Annotated in this window: 16 protein-coding genes and 1 riboswitch; of the genes, 4 read left to right on the top strand and 12 right to left on the bottom strand. The window is 33.6% G+C overall.

What is annotated here, in order from left to right; all coding sequences use genetic code 11:
- Nucleotides 1-63 precede the first annotated feature (63 nt).
- Nucleotides 64-174, bottom strand: a riboswitch (TPP riboswitch).
- 178 nt (nucleotides 175-352) lie between these two features.
- The gene (xylB, locus tag PYW31_RS00670) at nucleotides 353-1849 is read right to left on the bottom strand and encodes a xylulokinase (protein WP_046838031.1); all 1497 of its coding nucleotides are present in this window, start codon (nucleotides 1847-1849) and stop codon (nucleotides 353-355) included.
- 181 nt (nucleotides 1850-2030) lie between these two features.
- Here xylB and PYW31_RS00665 point away from each other — a divergent pair, with 181 nt between their 5' ends.
- The gene (locus PYW31_RS00665; protein ID WP_046838030.1) at nucleotides 2031-2348 is read left to right on the top strand and encodes an antibiotic biosynthesis monooxygenase family protein; all 318 of its coding nucleotides are present in this window, start codon (nucleotides 2031-2033) and stop codon (nucleotides 2346-2348) included.
- A 97-nt stretch (nucleotides 2349-2445) separates the two neighbouring features.
- Here PYW31_RS00665 and PYW31_RS00660 read toward each other — a convergent pair whose 3' ends face one another.
- The 6 genes from PYW31_RS00660 to PYW31_RS00635 form a co-directional block, all read right to left on the bottom strand.
- Nucleotides 2446-3369 carry an AEC family transporter gene (locus PYW31_RS00660; RefSeq protein ID WP_046838029.1) on the bottom strand — a complete coding sequence of 308 codons (924 nt, stop codon included), beginning with the start codon at nucleotides 3367-3369 and terminating at the stop codon, nucleotides 2446-2448.
- Between the two features lie 644 nt (nucleotides 3370-4013).
- On the bottom strand, nucleotides 4014-4523 hold the full coding sequence (locus PYW31_RS00655) for a DUF4064 domain-containing protein (RefSeq protein WP_046838028.1): 510 nt from the start codon (nucleotides 4521-4523) through the stop codon (nucleotides 4014-4016).
- A 258-nt stretch (nucleotides 4524-4781) separates the two neighbouring features.
- On the bottom strand, nucleotides 4782-5237 hold the full coding sequence (locus tag PYW31_RS00650; protein WP_046838027.1) for a MarR family winged helix-turn-helix transcriptional regulator: 456 nt from the start codon (nucleotides 5235-5237) through the stop codon (nucleotides 4782-4784).
- A 25-nt stretch (nucleotides 5238-5262) separates the two neighbouring features.
- On the bottom strand, nucleotides 5263-6696 hold the full coding sequence (locus PYW31_RS00645) for a YhgE/Pip family protein (RefSeq protein WP_046838026.1): 1434 nt from the start codon (nucleotides 6694-6696) through the stop codon (nucleotides 5263-5265).
- Between the two features lie 221 nt (nucleotides 6697-6917).
- A complete protein-coding gene (locus tag PYW31_RS00640) occupies nucleotides 6918-7406 on the bottom strand; it encodes a peptide-methionine (S)-S-oxide reductase (RefSeq protein ID WP_046838025.1) in 489 nt (162 codons plus the stop codon).
- Nucleotides 7407-7555: 149 nt separating this feature from the next.
- The gene (locus PYW31_RS00635) at nucleotides 7556-8629 is read right to left on the bottom strand and encodes a M20 family metallopeptidase (protein ID WP_046838024.1); all 1074 of its coding nucleotides are present in this window, start codon (nucleotides 8627-8629) and stop codon (nucleotides 7556-7558) included.
- A 222-nt stretch (nucleotides 8630-8851) separates the two neighbouring features.
- On the opposite strand from PYW31_RS00635, the gene PYW31_RS00630 reads away from it, so the two are divergent.
- The 3 genes from PYW31_RS00630 to PYW31_RS00620 are packed head-to-tail and all read left to right on the top strand — an operon-like array spanning nucleotide 8852 to nucleotide 12494.
- Nucleotides 8852-10291, top strand: a complete 1440-nt coding sequence (locus PYW31_RS00630) for an NAD-dependent succinate-semialdehyde dehydrogenase (RefSeq protein WP_046838023.1) — start codon at nucleotides 8852-8854, stop codon at nucleotides 10289-10291.
- Nucleotides 10292-10313: 22 nt separating this feature from the next.
- On the top strand, nucleotides 10314-11702 hold the full coding sequence (locus PYW31_RS00625; protein ID WP_046838022.1) for a glutamine synthetase family protein: 1389 nt from the start codon (nucleotides 10314-10316) through the stop codon (nucleotides 11700-11702).
- A gap of 24 nt (nucleotides 11703-11726) precedes the next feature.
- On the top strand, nucleotides 11727-12494 hold the full coding sequence (locus tag PYW31_RS00620; protein ID WP_046838021.1) for an SDR family NAD(P)-dependent oxidoreductase: 768 nt from the start codon (nucleotides 11727-11729) through the stop codon (nucleotides 12492-12494).
- Nucleotides 12495-12643: 149 nt separating this feature from the next.
- Here the strand turns inward: PYW31_RS00620 and eutH are convergent, their stop codons facing one another.
- The 5 genes from eutH to PYW31_RS00595 form a co-directional block, all read right to left on the bottom strand.
- Nucleotides 12644-13879, bottom strand: a complete 1236-nt coding sequence (gene eutH, locus PYW31_RS00615; RefSeq protein WP_046838020.1) for an ethanolamine utilization protein EutH — start codon at nucleotides 13877-13879, stop codon at nucleotides 12644-12646.
- A 116-nt stretch (nucleotides 13880-13995) separates the two neighbouring features.
- Nucleotides 13996-14559, bottom strand: a complete 564-nt coding sequence (locus tag PYW31_RS00610; protein ID WP_046838019.1) for an ANTAR domain-containing response regulator — start codon at nucleotides 14557-14559, stop codon at nucleotides 13996-13998.
- Nucleotide 14560: 1 nt separating this feature from the next.
- Complete coding sequence (locus PYW31_RS00605) at nucleotides 14561-15982, bottom strand: sensor histidine kinase (protein ID WP_046838018.1); 1422 nt, start codon at nucleotides 15980-15982, stop codon at nucleotides 14561-14563.
- A gap of 170 nt (nucleotides 15983-16152) precedes the next feature.
- Nucleotides 16153-17487 carry a GntT/GntP/DsdX family permease gene (locus tag PYW31_RS00600; RefSeq protein ID WP_046838017.1) on the bottom strand — a complete coding sequence of 445 codons (1335 nt, stop codon included), beginning with the start codon at nucleotides 17485-17487 and terminating at the stop codon, nucleotides 16153-16155.
- A 52-nt stretch (nucleotides 17488-17539) separates the two neighbouring features.
- Nucleotides 17540-18265, bottom strand: a complete 726-nt coding sequence (locus tag PYW31_RS00595) for a GntR family transcriptional regulator (RefSeq protein ID WP_046838016.1) — start codon at nucleotides 18263-18265, stop codon at nucleotides 17540-17542.
- Between the last annotated feature and the right edge of the window lie 2 nt (nucleotides 18266-18267).

Here is an 18267-nt window from a genome sequence, read left to right as displayed (position 1 = left end):
CAAATAATAAAAAAAACGTTATTTCTCCGGCTGGAAAAATAACGTTGAATTAACGAATATACATTGTCTATAACGCCACTTTCCTACGCCAGTATAAGCTGGATCAGGTTCAAGGAATCCCTCAGTTGCTACTTCGGTCTCAGCCTTTATTAAAAGGCACTTCCAGTGGTCAAGCATCTATTAAATTTTGAATTACATAAATTACACTTGCTTTTAGTGCAAGAATTATTACATTCAATCTAACGCATTATCTTTATTTTTTCAAGTTTCTTTGATAAAAAAGACAAATGATACGTCAAAATATAAGATTAACTTTATCATATCTCTAACAACACAAAATTCCAAATTATAATCATTTTGATCCTTCAGATAACTTTAATAAGCGTTGTGTTAGGGGTTGTGTTTGACGATATACCCCTTCGTACACTTCAAAGTATTTCATGTACAATTGATGATACTGTTGATGTGGTACAAAAGATTTTTCATAACATATGAATTTCTGAATAATTTTTTCGAAATTATTATACCACCCCAATCCATATACTGCTAAGATTGCCGCACCCATGCACGGACCTTCTTCATACTTAAGTCGACTAATCTTTGCATCAAATGTATCCGCTTGCAATTGTAACCAAAAATCACTTTTAGCACCTCCACCAATTGATACAATATGTCGTATATCCTTACCACTTTCACGTAAGTATTTGATGGATTCATAGAGAGAAAATGTAATACCTTCAATCACTGATCTTGCTATATCACTGTTATTATGCAACATACTAAGACCTATAAAGCTCCCTCTAATACTGGCATCTCCATGAGGAGTGCGCTCTCCAGATAAATATGGCGTAAACAGTAATCCTCGACTTCCTAATGGCGATTGACTTGCTAAATCTATAATTTGTTCAAAGCTCAGGTCTGACAATACTTTATTACGTAACCAGTGCAGACTATCACCAGCTGCCAATGTAACCCCCATAACATAAGACATTTGGTCCATAGCATGATTAAAGTAATGTATATTTTGTTTATATACTGCATCTTGTGAATTTTCACATGCCAAGATAACACCTGAGGTCCCTATACTGCACAATGTTTCATCAACCTGAGTAATACCAGCTCCCAATGCACCACAAGCATTATCGCCCCCACCTGCGAATACCGCTACATCGTTATTAAACCCTAAATCATTAGCAATAGAAGTATCGACATAGCCCACGAAATCATGCGATGCGACAAGATCTGGGTATATATCACGAAGACCAAACCGTCCTCCTATTTCTTTAGACCATGCTTTTTCCTTAGGATTTAACAGTAACGTACTAGATGCATCAGAGTATTCCATATTTATTTTTCCAGTTAATTTGAAACGCACATAATCTTTAGGCAGTAAAAAGACCTCTATCTTCTCCCAATTATGTGGTTCATTATCTTTAATCCATAATAATTTGGTTAAAGTAAACCCCTCTAACACAGGGTTTGATAATACATATTCTCCTAATTCCTTTTTAATTTGTTCGCACTGTATAGTTGACCTAGTGTCATTCCATAAAATGGCATCACGTATCGGTTGATGTGCATGGTCTAATATAACTAAACTATGCATTTGACCCGATAGCGATAACCCCTTAACATCAATATGACGCATTTCATGTGTTTTTAATAATTGCTTAATACAACTTTGAGTAGTTTCAAACCAATCGTTTGGACATTGTTCATTAAACCCAGATTGATGTTGAATTATTTTTAAGGGTTCACTTACCGTTTGTATTACTTCACCATTTCTATTTACTGCGATTACTTTTACAGAGCTCGTGCCTACATCAATACCTAATACAGCTTCAGTCAATTTAATCGTCCTTTTTAAGTAGATTTTTAAAAATAATATATAGTCATACAGTTTTGGTTTTTACAAGAACTAGTTATAACACGTTAAAAATAAAAATCAAATGCTTTAAAAATTCCGCTAGAGAAAAAATTTTAAAAGTGATAGCATAAATACCATATTTAATTTTTTAAGGAGGTCCATCATGTTTATTACTGAAGTAGCATTTTCAACAACTAAAGAAAATGAACAAAAATTGTATGATAAAGTCGAAAAAAACGCCAATGAATTAGTGGATGTTGACGGCTTAATCGATGCAGAGGTATGGACAAAATCTAAAGGTGATGAAGTCGAGTACGTTATTGTCAGTAAGTGGCAAGAAAAGCAACACTTCCAAGCTTGGGTTTCCAGACCATCTCATGTGGCTGAACATAAAGAAATGAACAAAAAAGCTAAAGAAGGGGACAAGCCTCAAAGCCCGTTCAAAAAAGTTTTGAAACAATATACAGTTGTAGAATTTTAAGTTAAATATGCCTCATGAACTTCTACAAATAAAAAGGATAACACCATCTTATCAGATGAGTGTTATCCTTTTTGAGTTTGCTTAATATACAAATTCATTAAAATAATATCTTAGAGAGATATATAACTACAACAACCGTAATCGCACTAAATAAAGTGGATAAAAACACCAATTCTGCTGCAAGTTCAGGATTATTATCATATTCTTGCGCAATGACCGAACTATTTACTGATGTTGGCATGGCTGAGGCAATAAACAAGGTCTGGGCAATAATGCCTTCTATCCCCATAAACTTAATAATTACAAGCCCAATTAACGGACCAATGATCAGTCTAATTAATATATATATGTATGAGGCCGACAATTTCAAACTAAATTTAATGTTCGCAATTTGGGCTCCAAGTAATAATAAGGCAATCGCAATCATAGCGTCAGCGACATAGTTTGCTGGCGTCCAAATAAATTTGGGAATGGGTACATGATTATAATTCAATATAATTGCTAGTAACAAAGCATATAATACAGGCATTTTAAAATATCCAACCAAAGCTTTTAATTTACCGATTTGTACAGATTGAATAGCGAAAATACCGTATGAAAATGTAAATATATTTTGCAACGAAAGCACAATTACTTGCACTGACATTGCTAATGGGTCTCCCTTAAACACTAAGTCATTTACAGGAACTCCATAATTTCCAGAATTAAAAAATAAAATACTATTGGTCAGCGTCGTGGCTTCCCCTTTGTCGCCTTTCCTCAACTTCGTTATTACACGCCCTAAAATATACAATACCAGCATGTAAATTATAAAAAATACAACAATATAAAATAATAAACTTAGTTCAAATTTTGTTTTGTAAAATTTAACAAAGATAAACCCTGGCACAAAAACATATATGTTTAGTTTCGCTAGTGTATTTAAGTCTAATGTAAATTTCTTGTGTAAAACAAAACCTAAAATGATCATGATAAAAATGGGCAATAGTACAGTCTGCAAGATGTACAACATTTCACTCATAGCATAACCCCCCTTAATCGAAATTATACATGAGAATATACTGTTTGTGACTAAAACACTCATTTTACAACATAGTAATTTTAAGTATTCTAGTAGTCATTCAAAAATGTTTCACGTCAAACACTCCCATTTGACTTACAACTTCGTATATCTATTTTTCAAAAATTTATAATCTATCAAGAAATCACATTAATCAAGACTACCGTAAGTCTTCGGGAAGACAAGTGTTAGTCTAACTTGGTGTGTATAGCTTTACTTTTCCATAATAATTAGACTTGCATCTCCCCTCCCCTATCTATTGAGCTGTTTTGTTCCTAACATTTATTTTTTTCTTTTCTTTTCTTCCATAATAGCCATTATGATAAAACCAACTATCAATAATGGAGATAACATCACTAATATCATCATTTGACTCACCTCATTTATATAAATAATTATTTAAATTTTAACTAAGTACAATGCTTAAAAATATCATAGCGTATTTTTCTATCTTAAGTCATCTGCTATGACAATAATGTCACTAAAGATACATTAATTCTGTTATTTTAATAATGTATTTATCTATCAAAATCTCTAATTAAAAAGCCTAGAATGCTCCAATTGGCATTCTAGACTTTCTTAAATTAATTATATTTAAATTCTAATTAATACTTATAATTATTATCTCGATCATTTTGGTGTTGAGATGCTGATTGTTCCTCTTTATCCAAATATTCTAAATCATCATCTTGTGTATGAACTTTATTATCATCATTGTCGTTTTTAGGTTTTCTAACTAGTAGCATGATACCAGCTACAATCCATAAAATTGCATTAATCCAGTTTCCTAATATAGAAACAACACCCGCAATAATTAACAAAACTCCAGCCAATTTTGCTTTCTTACCAATAAGTGTAGCAGCAATAATTGCTATGATAAGTACAATAATAGAGAATACCAATCCAAATGTAATTAGACTACTCAATATATCCAATATCTCTGTACTGTCTTGTTTGGTGAAACTACTATCTTGTTCTTGCATACTTTGAACTACTGTATCTTTAAAGTCACTATTCCCCATTAAAGGTAAGAAAAGTGCCATAGCAACGACTCCGATTAGCTGCAAAACAATACCAATCCATGAAAGTACACGCTCTATTGTTCTTTTTATCATAATAAAGTCTCCTTCAAATCATTTTTAGGTAATAAAATTAAGACATTTAACCTCACACTCTATGCTTAATTTCAGTATACATTGAATAACTAACATTATATATGTAAAATGTTGTAAATCTAAATATTTTACTAGCAAATAGCAAAAGTATGCACCCAAATACTACAAAAAAACTGACAGAAGTTCAAGCCATTTCAGACTAGGACTCCTATCAGTTTTAGATTCAAATAATATTCCCACTTTTACTATTTGTTAGTATTAACTTTTGCTTTCTCGAAAAACTTCATCAATATGCGTCAACTGATCTACAAACTGTTCTATCTCATCCGTTGTAAATTTATTCCCTAAACGTGCTTTCACAGCTTTTGTTATCACAGTAGTTGCTTCTTTTAAAAATGCTTCACCTTCCGAGCTTAACATTATCAACTTTATACGTTTATTGTCCGAATGCGCTCTTTGAACATATCCCATATCTTCTAATTTAGCCACACGTTTAGAAGCTGCTGTCTTAAATATATTTTGCAATGTTGCTAATTCATTGATGGTTACTTTACCTTCGGTCTGTATAATTCGCATTGCTTCAATTTGTTCTCTAGAAAGTAAATTTGCTAATCCAGTTTCTTTAACGATTTCGACTATTTCTTTATTCAAACGCAACATGACTACTTGAAATTTATTAATCGCTACTTCAATCGTTTGATCAACATTTTCCATATGTTACTCCCCTTATTTCTGAACTTTACTTAAATTGCATTGAAAACGGCACTCTATCTCTCTTATTAAACCATAACAATACCAAGTATTGTAATAACATCATACCTACAATAATACTTGTCAATACAACTATGATAAAGGCAAAGCTAAAGTGTCCAGCATTCGTAAAGATTGCTTCTCTATAACCTTGAATTGCATATGACATTGGTGAAAATGGGTGGATCCATCTAAAGAACTGTGCTGATTGTTCAATCGGGAACATACCTTCACTAGAACTTAATTGTAATATCAATAACAACATAGATAAGAATAAGCCAATTCTATCTAAAAATAAACCTAAGAATGTCGTAATTGTAATTGAAGCAATTGCCCAAAGCAATCCGACCAATATAAATTTACCTACATTGTCGATAGACATGTTGAATACAAAGATAACCCAACTACTCATAAGTAATGCCGTTAACGAACCTTGGATGATATACAATAACAATTTACCTAAGGCTTGTTTCAATGAAGATACCCCTTTATCAACTGTTTTTCTCAATGGATATATCGCACTGAATGAAACTGCTGATACAAATATACTTACACTAGCCATATAAGGAACGATTGTCTCACCATATTTATCTGCATGTGTAGGGTTGTTTTCATTCACTTTTGTCACATTATTTAAAGCCTTCTCATTTTTACTTTCAAAAGCTACATTTTTTTGCTGTGTAACTGAACTATCGATTTTCTCTTTTAATTTATCATTATTAGCTTGTAACTGATTTAGACCATCTGTCACTTGCTGATTACCAGAAATTAATTGTTGTGCTGGTTGACCAACTGAAGGTGCCAATTGTTTAAGACCATCTGTCACTTGTTGATTGCCATCAATCAATTGTGACTCTGAGTCCGACATTTTACCTAGAGCATTTGATGTATCTTCATAACCAGATTTTGATTTCTTAGCACTGGCAAATAATTCATCTAAGTAATTTGAACGAATATTATCTTTAATCGTATCAGTTACTGTATTAATCGCTTTTTGTGCTGACTGACTACCTGTATAACTAGATCCAGGGTTAACTTGTGTTTCTAAATTTATCTTTTTAGGATGTTTATCTAATAATGTTGTCGCATTATGAGAAGCATCTTTAGGGACGATAATCGTACCTACACTATTCCCTTTTTTCAATTGTTTTGAAGCTTCTTTTTCAGAAACCTCTTGGAATTTAAATTTATCATTATCTTTTAACTTATCAACTAAATCATCACCAATCGATACCTTTTTACCATTCAATTTTGCAGATTCATCATGGTTAACGACTGAAATTTTTAATTGATCTGTTTTGTCGTATGGATCCCAAATTGAACCAACAAACAGTGCAACGTAAAGCATAGACACTATAGCAACTGAAAAAAGTGCCACAACTAACATTTTATTTCTGAATATAAACTTGAACTCATTAAACATATTTTGACTACCTTTCCTTTCTATTGTACACCCCGTGTACCATTAAAATAAAATTATACCCACAGCATCAAAGTTCCTTTGCAATGGGTTTTAAAGATACAATACTACACCTTTTCTACGTCGTGTGCACTATTCACCATACATAGTACACCCCTTGTACATTCACAAATAATACGCCCTTTAAAATCATTTGTCAAGCATATAAAAGCAATATTTTCAGGCTACGATTTACCGTTTCTTTTGTATTTTTTCATTAATTCTATTGGGATGTGACAATAATCTTTAGGAAACTTATCTAATCTATCTTGATGTACTTCTGAGCTTTTCACATAGTTTGTTAATGGTAATACCTCAACAGCAATACGTTTACAATCAGCTCTTTTTGCAATAAAATTTTGAGCTTCATTCAAATGCTGTGATTGCTCACTGTAAACACCAGTACGATATTTTAAACCTACATCTTCACCTTGTTTATTCAAACTATAAGGATCAATAATTTCAAACAGATGTCCCATTAATACTTTAACTGTCACCACTTCAGTATTAAATGTAATTTTCACACATTCTGTATAACCATCGTAAACACCATCGATCGTTTGAGATTTTCCATTTGCTCTCCCTGCTTCTGTGTCAATTACGCCAGGAATTAACTTAAAAAATGCCTGGACACCCCAAAGGCATCCTCCTGCTAAATATATTGTTTCTTTCATTGTGAATCTCCTTCCTTCGCATTTAGTGACGTTATGACAAGCGATGAGCATACTGCAATATGACTATGCGCTATACGTAAGTCTTTATATTCATATCCAATAAAAATAAGGAGCCATGTTTATATACCTCCTCATTTATTATCTATCTTTTAGTCATTAAATCTTTTCGCAAATGAAACTAAGGTGTCTTTAAAAGCCTCTATAGATTCTATATCTGCATATTCACCATCTCCATGCCAGGCGCCACCACTAGGTCCAAATTCAATAGCAGGTACATGATACCTTGAAAAATACCTTGTATCTGCATAGCCATGTTGCCCAAAAATATCCACAGAACTTTCACCAGTCATTTGCTTTATATGTTTTATTAATTTTTGAATATACACGTCATCTACATCATTTTGGACAGCTGCACCTTCTAAGTGAATATCAATATGACCATCCATAATACTTTCAATTTCTTTTATAATTTGTTCTTTATTTTGTGTTGGTAAGTAGCGGATATCAAATGATATATGGCATATATCTGGCACCTTATTATATACATCTCCAGCATTAATTTTAGCTAAATTTATAGAAGGTTGGTCGTAAACCTCTGTAGATTCCTTAGCAAATGGTAAGCTAATAAGCTGTTGATATAATTCAAAAGCTTTTACGACTGCATTTTCTCCTTCCCACGGCCTACTACTATGTGCTGAAGCACCTCTTAATTCAATATCTATTTGTAAGATCCCTTTCGCTTGAAAACCAATACCAAGTTGAGTTGGTTCTGCACAAATAACAAAATCACCTAAATAACCTTGCTCTGTTAAATAAGCGGCACAATTATAACCACCGATTTCTTCATCAGACATCAGCTGTAATTGTACTGTAGTCTCATTCAAATCGCTTTCTTGAAGCTCAGTTAAAGCAACCATCATTGCACTTACGCCAGCCTTCATGTCAGCTGTTCCCCTGCCATATACTTTACCATCTTTAATTTCAGGGCTAAATTGGCTTGCCTTACCACTGACGACATCGACATGTCCATTTAAAATAAGCTTCTTGTCACCTTTACCTACATTACAAACTAACATTTGATATCCATTATTCGATAATATCTCAGGATGAAGTGATGCTTCTTTTAACCAATCATAACAATATTGTATGGTGTCATTGGCTCTTTCTTTAGTAGAGCTATCAAATGCTATGAGATCCAATAATAAATTAAGTGTTTTCGTCATAATATACATTTCCTCCTTCGATAGTAAATTCTTTCAAAGTATAATTTAATGATTGAAAATTGACAAGGTTTTGAAAATTTAGTAAACTTCAACTAAATTAAATGCATGCGTTTTCAGTCGATGCATTATTTTAAAAGTGAATACTTATTGAGCAATGAGGCTTATATAACACATCTATAGGATGGTTATGTAGGTCTTTTTTTATATTAAGGGGGATATTAAATGGTCGAAAAATTTAATTACAATTGGATTAACGGTGAAAAAGTTCATACAGATCAAACGACAGAAGTGATTAATCCAGCGAATGGAAATGTCATCGGTCAAGTACCAAGCATTGATGAAAATAAGGTAAAGCAATCCATAGAATCAGCCCATCAAGCATTTAAAAAATGGTCAAAATACACTGCAGAGCAACGTGGAGATATTTTAAATCAATGGGCTACCAATTTGTTGAACAAGCAAGATGAACTTGCACACATCATGAGTGAAGAACAAGGTAAACCGTTTGCTGAAGCATATGGCGAAATAGGTGTATGTGCAAAATTCATAAAATGGAATGCAGAAGAAGGAAAAAGAATTTACGGAGAAATTATTCCTCCGTCTTCACCTCAACAGCGCATCTCTGTTATCAAACAGCCCGTTGGAGTCTGCGGTCTCATCACCCCATGGAACTTTCCAGGAGCAATGATTGCCCGTAAAGTAGCGCCAGCATTAGCTGCAGGTTGCACAGTAATTGTAAAACCTTCAAGCGAAACACCAAGAATTGCTATTGCAATATTTGATGAATTAATGGCCACAAATATCGATAAGGGCGTGGCTAATATCATAACCGGTCGCTCATCAATGATTTCTAATACATTATTTAGTGATCAAAGAGTACGTAAAATTTCATTTACTGGATCAACTGCTATTGGTAAAACGTTAATGAAACAAGCAGCAGATCAAGTGAAACGGATTTCATTAGAACTTGGCGGCAATGCCCCTACAATTGTTTTACCAGATGCAGACTTAGATAATGCTGCTGATGCAATCGTAGAAAATAAATTCGAAAATACAGGACAAATGTGTAACGGAATTAATACAATTCTCGTGCATAAAGATATTAAATCAGCAATGACTGAAAAAATCGTTGCACGTGTTCAACAGTTGAAAGTTGGTCCTGCAACTGAAGATGGTGTTCAAGTTGGCCCACTAATTAACGCTGCTGCAATTGAAAAAGTAGAAAAATTAGTCTCAGATGCACAAGATAATGGTGCTCAAATTGTAACGGGTGGTCAAAAATCAGCTATCTCAGACTTTGGATTGTTTTATGAACCTACCGTTATTACCGACGTAAAACATACGATGGCAATTGCACAAGAAGAAATATTTGGTCCTGTAGCTCCAATCATTCAATTCGATACTATAGATGAAGCAATCGAAATTGCCAATGCGTCCCAATTTGGCCTTGCAGCTTATTTCTTCACTAATAATGTTAATACTATTTACAACATGAGTGAAAATCTTGAATTTGGCATGATTGGTGTCAATGGCACGCAACTTAGCGTACCTCAAGCGCCTTTTGGTGGCATTAAAGAAAGCGGCATGGGACGCGAAGGTGGACATCATGGCTTAGATGGGTTCCTAGAATTAAAATATATTTCATTATCGTTGCAAGACTAATTACTCAAAGGAGTTAGATATTATGACTGAATCAAACATAACTGGAAGCATTACTAAAGATAAGTTACTCGAATTAATAAAAGAAGAAAAGATTGATACTGTCGTACTTGGATTTTGCGATATGCAGGGACGTCTTATGGGAAAACGTATCACAGGTGATTTTATTTTAGAAAATGATATCTCAGAAGGTACACACTTTTGTAACTATTTACTAGGTACTAATTTTGAAATGGATACAAATGATGGATACGAATATATGAATTGGGACAAAGGCTATGGAGATTATTTAGCTAAACCTGATTTGGACACTTTGAAAGTAGTACCTTGGCTGGAAAGAACAGCTTTAGTATTTTGTGATGTTTACACCGTGGATGGCGAAGAAAAAATTGAAATTGCCCCACGAAATATACTCAAAAAACAAATTGAAAAAGCTGAAGCTCATGGTTTATCTCCACATATGGCAAGTGAGCTTGAATTTTATTTATTTAATGATTCTTTCTCAAATATTAATAAAAAAGGATACAGCCAATTAGAACCAGCTGGCCATCTAAATGAAGATTATAACTTATTGCAAGGATCTAAAAACGAGCCAATTTATCAAGAAATTAGACATCAAATGCATCTTATGGGCATTGTCATTGAATCATCTAAAGGCGAAGCTTACAAAGGACAACATGAAATTAACTTAAAATACTCAAATGCATTAAAAGCTGCCGATCAGCATTTAATGTTTAAACATGGCATGAAAGAAATTTGTATTCAAAATGATAAATCCGTTACTTTTATGGCTAAACCATACGAAGCGTGGACAGGTTCTAGTGGTCATATCCATCTTAGTATGATGGAAAAAGGTACACACAATAATGCATTTTACAATGGTGAAGACGCTGAAAATCCAATGTCCGAAACTATGCGTCACTTTTTAGCAGGCATCATCAAATACACAAGAGATTTTGCATTAATGTTTGCACCATATGTGAACTCCTATAAGCGTTTTGCACCTAACTCATGGGCACCAGTCAGTATTGCGTGGAGTAAAGATAACCGTTCTGCTGGATATCGAATGGTAGGTTGTGGTAATGCATTAAGATTTGAATCTCGCATTGCAGGCGCAGACATGAATCCCTACTTGGCATACTCTGCATTAATCGGTGCTGGTTTATATGGTATAGAACATAAAATACCACTTTCCGAAGAATTAAAAGGTAACGCATATAACCAAGATGACGTTGAACGTATACCTTCATCTTTACATGAAGCTATACTCACTTGGAAAAACAGTGATGTAGTTAAATCAGTGCTTGGCGAAGATGTCGCACAACATTATTTACACGCCGCTCAAACAGAACAAAATGATTTTGATTCATATGTAACGACATGGGAGCGTTCAAGGTACTTTGAACAAAGCTAATTGATAATAAGGAGGAATAATCATATGAGATTACAAGATAAAGTATGTATTATCACAGGTGCTGGCGGAGGTATGGGCCGAGTTGCCGCACAAATGTTTGCGAATGAAGGTGCCAAAATTGCCGTTTTTGAAAGAGATGCACAAGCTGGCCAAACAACTGTAGATGAAATTACCAAAAATGGTGGCCAAGCTCAATTCTTTAAAGTAGATATTGCCAATGAAGATAATGTTAAAAATGCTGTAGAAGCAACAGTACAAACATTTGGAAAGATTGATGTATTATACAATAATGCTGGCGTCATGCCAGAAGCTGATAATTCAGTTGTAAATACAAGTGAAGACGTTTGGGATTTAGTCATGAACATCAATGTTAAAGGGATTTTCTTAATGACCAAATATGTGATTCCCGAAATGGAAAAAAATCAATCAGGCTCTATTATTAATATCGCTTCATTTGTTGCCCAAATGGGTTGCTCAGTCCCTCAAGATGCTTACACTGCTTCAAAAGGCGCAGTTGTATCACTTACGAAATCATTGGCTATCCAATTTAGACCTAAAGGGATTCGCACAAATGCTATCAGTCCAGGACCTATAGAAACACCATTACTTATGGAATGGCTCGTTTCTGACGAAGACGCTAAAAATGTACGCTTAAATAGACAACCCGCAGGTCGTTTCGGTAAACCTGAAGATATCGTAAACTGCGCTTTATACTTAGCTTCTGATGAGTCTGATTGGACAAACGGCGCTAATATTAACGTTGACGGTGGTATTACCGCTAACTATTTCTAAAACAAAAAATATTTCAACAACATAAAACAGCTTATAAACTACCATTCAGGTAATCTATAAGCTGTTTCAATTTGTCTAACAGTAACTGCGACTACCAAACACACAGCTATAACCGATTTTCACAAAATACTTTATACCATGATTAAATGTTATTTTTTAATATATTCATCTGGGCCGATAATCCCTGACTGTCTATCAATAGCTTCAAGCTTCCTTGCTTTTGGTAGACAAAGTAAGTAGGCAAAGATAATTGCTAGCACCCCTGCACTCAACTTTCCTACTAATACTGCTGGAATTAATGTCGGTTGGAAGTTGGCAGTATAAGATAAATGATCTCCTAATAAGAAAGCCGCACATACACCGAACGCAATGTTAATCACTTTATCCTTAGGTGGCATATCTTTAACCAATTTAAACATCGCTAAAATATTAGCTATTGTTGCTATAATGCCAGCACTTCCTACTTCACTTAAACCAACTTTTTTACCTGCCTTAGTTAAGATGCCAGAAAAATATTTCCTTATCAAGTACACCATTGGGAATGCACCTGATAACATAATAGCAATATTACCTGCATTTTCTAAGGCTCTAAAATTATCTTCTTTATCAGCCATAATGGGATCAAATCCCCATACGCCAAATACGTGTGTGAAAAACCCTGTGAAAATTTCTACTACTGAAAAAACAAATACCAGTTTAATTACAGTATCAAGTATTTTACCAAAAATGATAAATAATTTAATCATCATATCAGAGAAGAAATATAAACCTAGCGCCGTTACAACTACAAAAATAATCAATGGTAATAAATTCAAAAATATCGACGTAAAACTTATTGAAAATATATGGGATGCTGCTCCAGCCGTCTCAATGGCCGTACGCACCTTCATATGACTGAGCAACATAATAGTCGTTGAAATAAATACACCAAATGGAATTGCTAGTAATCCAGACATAATACCTAAAGCCATGTATTTATGGTCCCTTTTATCTAACATCGGTAAGCCTAACGGAATAGTAAAGACAATAGTAGCACCCGCCATAAATCCAACAACCATCGCCATAATCCAACCTTCATAACTTTGCTTTAAGACTTCCGCCAGCTGATACCCTCCCATGTCGGTAGCTAGAATAGATGTCGCTGCAATCGCAGGATCCGCACCTATTTTATCAAACATAGGTCCGAATACATTTTCAATAAATTTGGAAATAAACGGAATAGAAGCCATAATCCCAGCAGAATTCGCAAATATCGGCCCTATCGTATATATACCTTCCATAAATTCTTTACCTATACCCTTTTGTGCATTTCTAATTGCGCCAAAAGCCCCCATCACCGCACATGCCATAATAATATAAATAATTATCGTTCCAATATGTTCCATAACTCATCCACCCCATAATTTACAATTTCATATAGAAAACAAAAAGATGCCTATCGGTTGTACCAAATAAGCATCTTTGCTTTAATATATTCACTTTTAAAATTTACTTTTCAATTTTATTGACTAATAACTTTTCGCGCTACGATATCAATACCCACTTGATTATCCATGCTCAGTTTCCTAAGCTTTTGATAGGCCTCATTTTCACTGATTTTAAGCTGTGTCATCAGATGTCCTTTGGCTTTTTCAATGATTTTTCGATTTTCAATCTCAATATAAGATTGTTCGATTTCATTTTTTAATGTTTTCATTTTATCAGACTGTGCTAATGCAATTTCGACTGCTGGTAATAATTGTGATTCTGAAATAGGTTTGACGATATATCCTACAATGTTAGGTTGCTTTGCTTCTTCTACAAATTCACTTTGACTATATGCAGTAAGTATCAGGATAGGTATGTCTTCGTATTTCTTTCCAATAATCTTACTTGCTTTTAGCCCATTTAACTTCGGCATTTTAATATCCATGATAATTAAATCTGGCTTAACCTTTTCAGTTGCTTCAATTGCTTTTTCACCATTGCTAACTGCAGAGGCAATGTCATATCTTGCTGCTTTTAACATTTCCACAATATCTAAACGAACAATTGATTCGTCTTCAACGACCATAATTTTCTTCATATCAGATACGCTCCTTATAATGAAATGTAATTTGTCCTAAAGTACCTATTGAATTCCTCACGATATCAAAAGATCCATCTAAATCATTTTCTGTAATTGTATTAACAATATTCAAACCAAATGATTCTTGAAATTTCGACTCTGCTTCTCCATCGTCTTGAATTGATAAATTTAGCGTCTTTGAATTACTTTCATAAGTTAAAGCTACACATATTCTCCCCACGCTCTGCTGGTTAAATGCGTGTTTCACGCAATTAGTAATCAATTCATTTGCGATTAGAGCTAACGACACTGCCACATTAGAAGGTAAAAATATGGAATCACTCAAGTTGTAAGTCATATGTATCGTTGTATCAGTAGTTGATTCATTATAAACGAGCATGTTCCCTATTTTCTTTATTAATTTTCCTATATTAACTCTATCTGTATAAGATTCGTCTAGTATCACTTCATATACAGAAGCAATACTTAATATACGATTCAGACTTTCTTGAAAATATGGTTTACTATCGTCTGGTAAGCCTCGTCGCATTTGTAATCTTAATAAACTCGCTACAGTTTGTAAGTTATTTTTAACACGATGATGTACTTCTCTAATGGCTACAGATTTGGAAATCAATTCTTTTTCTTTTTCTTTTAAATCTGTAATATCTTTTAACATAATAAGATGGCCTGTCACACAATTATGTTCAAAAAGCCTAATACATTTAACTTGGAAGTAGTATTGTTCCATTTCGCGTTCTTCTATAGTAATAATTTGGCCGTCCGTTAACATATCTTCAATACTTGGAAATAAGTCTATAAACGACTTTCCAGTTTCACAAGTCACATTTAATAAATCTTGCACAAGCTCTTCAGCGGTCAGGTTAAAATATCTTATATTCAAATCCCGATCAATGTTGAACAAACTCTCTTCTATCATGTCTGGAAAAAATATTTGGCTTTCATTGGATTGGGAAACAATACGACTCAATGTGTCGGTAGCATGCGTGAGTGCCTTCATCTTATCTTCTTCCAAAACTTTATTACTCACATCTTTTTCCATAATTAATGCACCAATAGTGTGATTGTTTAAGGTCACAGGCGTTACATTTTGTTCTACGACTTTCCCTTCTTGCGACACTGCTCTGTGCTGGTGTTCTGATTGACCTGTCTTTAATGTTCGAAATACAGCTGGTTCAAATTTCTCGTAGACATTTTGTTCTAATACAGAATTTTGGTACAGGGTTTTCACGTGCTTAGGCGCCGCTTCTGCTACAACGATAATTTGATTAAATTCAACTGCAGGACAATCTATAAATACATCAGCATTATTCAAATCTGCAATTTCTTGTAAATGATCCGCAAGTTGCTCTATTTTTAAAATTTCTAATTCCGTTAAACTTGTATGCTTCTTACATATTTTTCTCGTCTTATTAATCATGCATCATTCCAAACAATATAATGTTGTGAATTTTTAGAAAATTTTATTCTTAACCTATTATGAAATTTTGCTTAAAAAAAGTCAACGAGAAACCAAATAAAAGGAGATATGCCGATACATACCTCCTAAGTGAAACTTTTATATTTTTTTAATATTTTATATATGCTGCACTATACTAAGGCATCAATAATAAATGCAAAAGTAAATGCGATTACAGCTAATAATGTTTCCATTACCGTCCATGTTTTAAAGGTTTCTATGACATTTAACCCTAAGTATTCTTTGACCATCCAAAATCCAGCATCATTTACATGTGATAACATCAGCGAACCTGCACCAGTAGCAATAACGAGTAATTCTAAATTTACGCCAGACATGTGTTGAATAATCGGCGATACAATGCCCGCTGCTGTTGTTAATGCTACAGTAGCAGAACCTGTAGCCACACGTATTAATCCAGCTACTAAAAAAGCTAATAATAAAGGTGAAAGCGAAAGATGTTCTGTCATTTGTGCAATCGTGTTACCTACGCCAGTTTCAATTAAAATTTGTTTAAAACCACCACCAGCACCTATAATTAATATAATAGAGCCCACTGGTATAATACATTCCTCAACTAAATCTTTAATTACATTTTTAGTCATCCCTTGCTTGAATCCTAATAAATAAAAAGCAACAAAACATGAAATTAATAAAGCTATGACTGGACTACCTATAAATAATAACGCATTTTTTAGTATGGTTGGTATCTCACCTAAGTAGGGTGTAACGATAGATAACAACATCAATAATACAGGTAGTACAATAACTAGAAATGATACTGGTACGCTTGGAAATCCATTGGTTTTATTACTAACTTTAATAATATTTGGCGGATTTTCTGGAATGAGTCGTTTACTTATAAACTTCCCAAAGACTGGACCAGCTAATATGGCAGTCGGTAAGGCTATGATTAATGAGTATAATAATACTTTTCCTAAATTAGCATCATAAATACCAATAGCTGTCATCGCGCCAGGATGTGGTGGCACAATACCATGTACAATAGATAATCCAGCTAATAAGGGAATCGCTATAAGTAATATATTTGTTTTCGTCGTTTTATGAATAGAAATCACAAGTGGTAATAAAATAACGATACCAACTTCGAAAAATACAGGAATACCAATTATAAAACCTGATAACATCATCGCCCAAGGTAATTTTTTATAACCTAAAGACTTAATAAGATAATCAGATATTTGCATGCCTGCCCCTGAATCAGACATTAATTTTCCTAGTATCGTTCCTAAAGCTAAAATGCCAACTAAATGACCTAATACATCGCCGACACCTGTCTCGTATGCAGTCACTATCTTTTCTGGTGATAAACCAGCCATAATTGCTAAAAATAATCCAGCAACAGTTAAACTAATAAATGCATGCCATTTCCACCATGCAACTCCTAATATGACAATAACAATTGAAAGTAGCGTAATAATTAATAAATAAATATTAGTATCCATCCCTTTTCCCCCAATAATGCTAGCGCTACCAACAAGTTACAAAAGTTTTACATTAGTCTTTTAAACTAATACTATATTTTTTAAATTTACTATTATAATAACCGATACTATATTCAACAATATCACCTTGCGTTGAATAAGATTCTCTTTCTCTAATTAATACTGGTTCTGATGAGTCAAGATTTAATTCTGTTGTCGCTTGCTCATCAAACCCTACAGAGAAATGATCTTCTATTGCTTCAATTTCTATCCCATCTTCTTCTAGAATTTTATACACAGATAAATCATTATTTTGTTTGAGCTCCGCAGACTCATTTAAACGATTGATCGAATACGGTAAATAATGATTAAATAGAATATAGGGCGTATCATTTAATAGATAGACTCTTGTAATCTTATAGGATTTCACACCAAACATTTGAAATAGTTTACTTTCTTTTTCGTGTGTAACTACCGTAATATCTTTAATAATCTTCTGAATTTTATTCCCTTGCTCTACGAGTTTTTCTGTAAAGTTTTTATTGTGTGTAACACTATTTTGTACTTTGTGATTGATAACCGTCGTTCCTTTGCCGCTTTTTTTCTCTAAATAACCTAAAGCTACTAACTCTTTGATGGCGGCTCTCACTGTTACTTTACTTACATTGAATTCTTTTTCAAATTCAATTTCAGTAGGGATAAGATTACCTACAGTATATATACCGTGAATAATTCTATCTTCAATAATTTGCTTTATTTGTAAATATAACGGGCCTTTATCTGATGATAATTTAGTCATAA

Source organism: Staphylococcus succinus (genome assembly GCF_029024945.1).
GTDB classification, from domain to species: domain Bacteria; phylum Bacillota; class Bacilli; order Staphylococcales; family Staphylococcaceae; genus Staphylococcus; species Staphylococcus succinus.
Note: the sequence above shows the minus strand (reverse complement) of the source record. Positions and strands in the feature narration are given on the sequence as shown.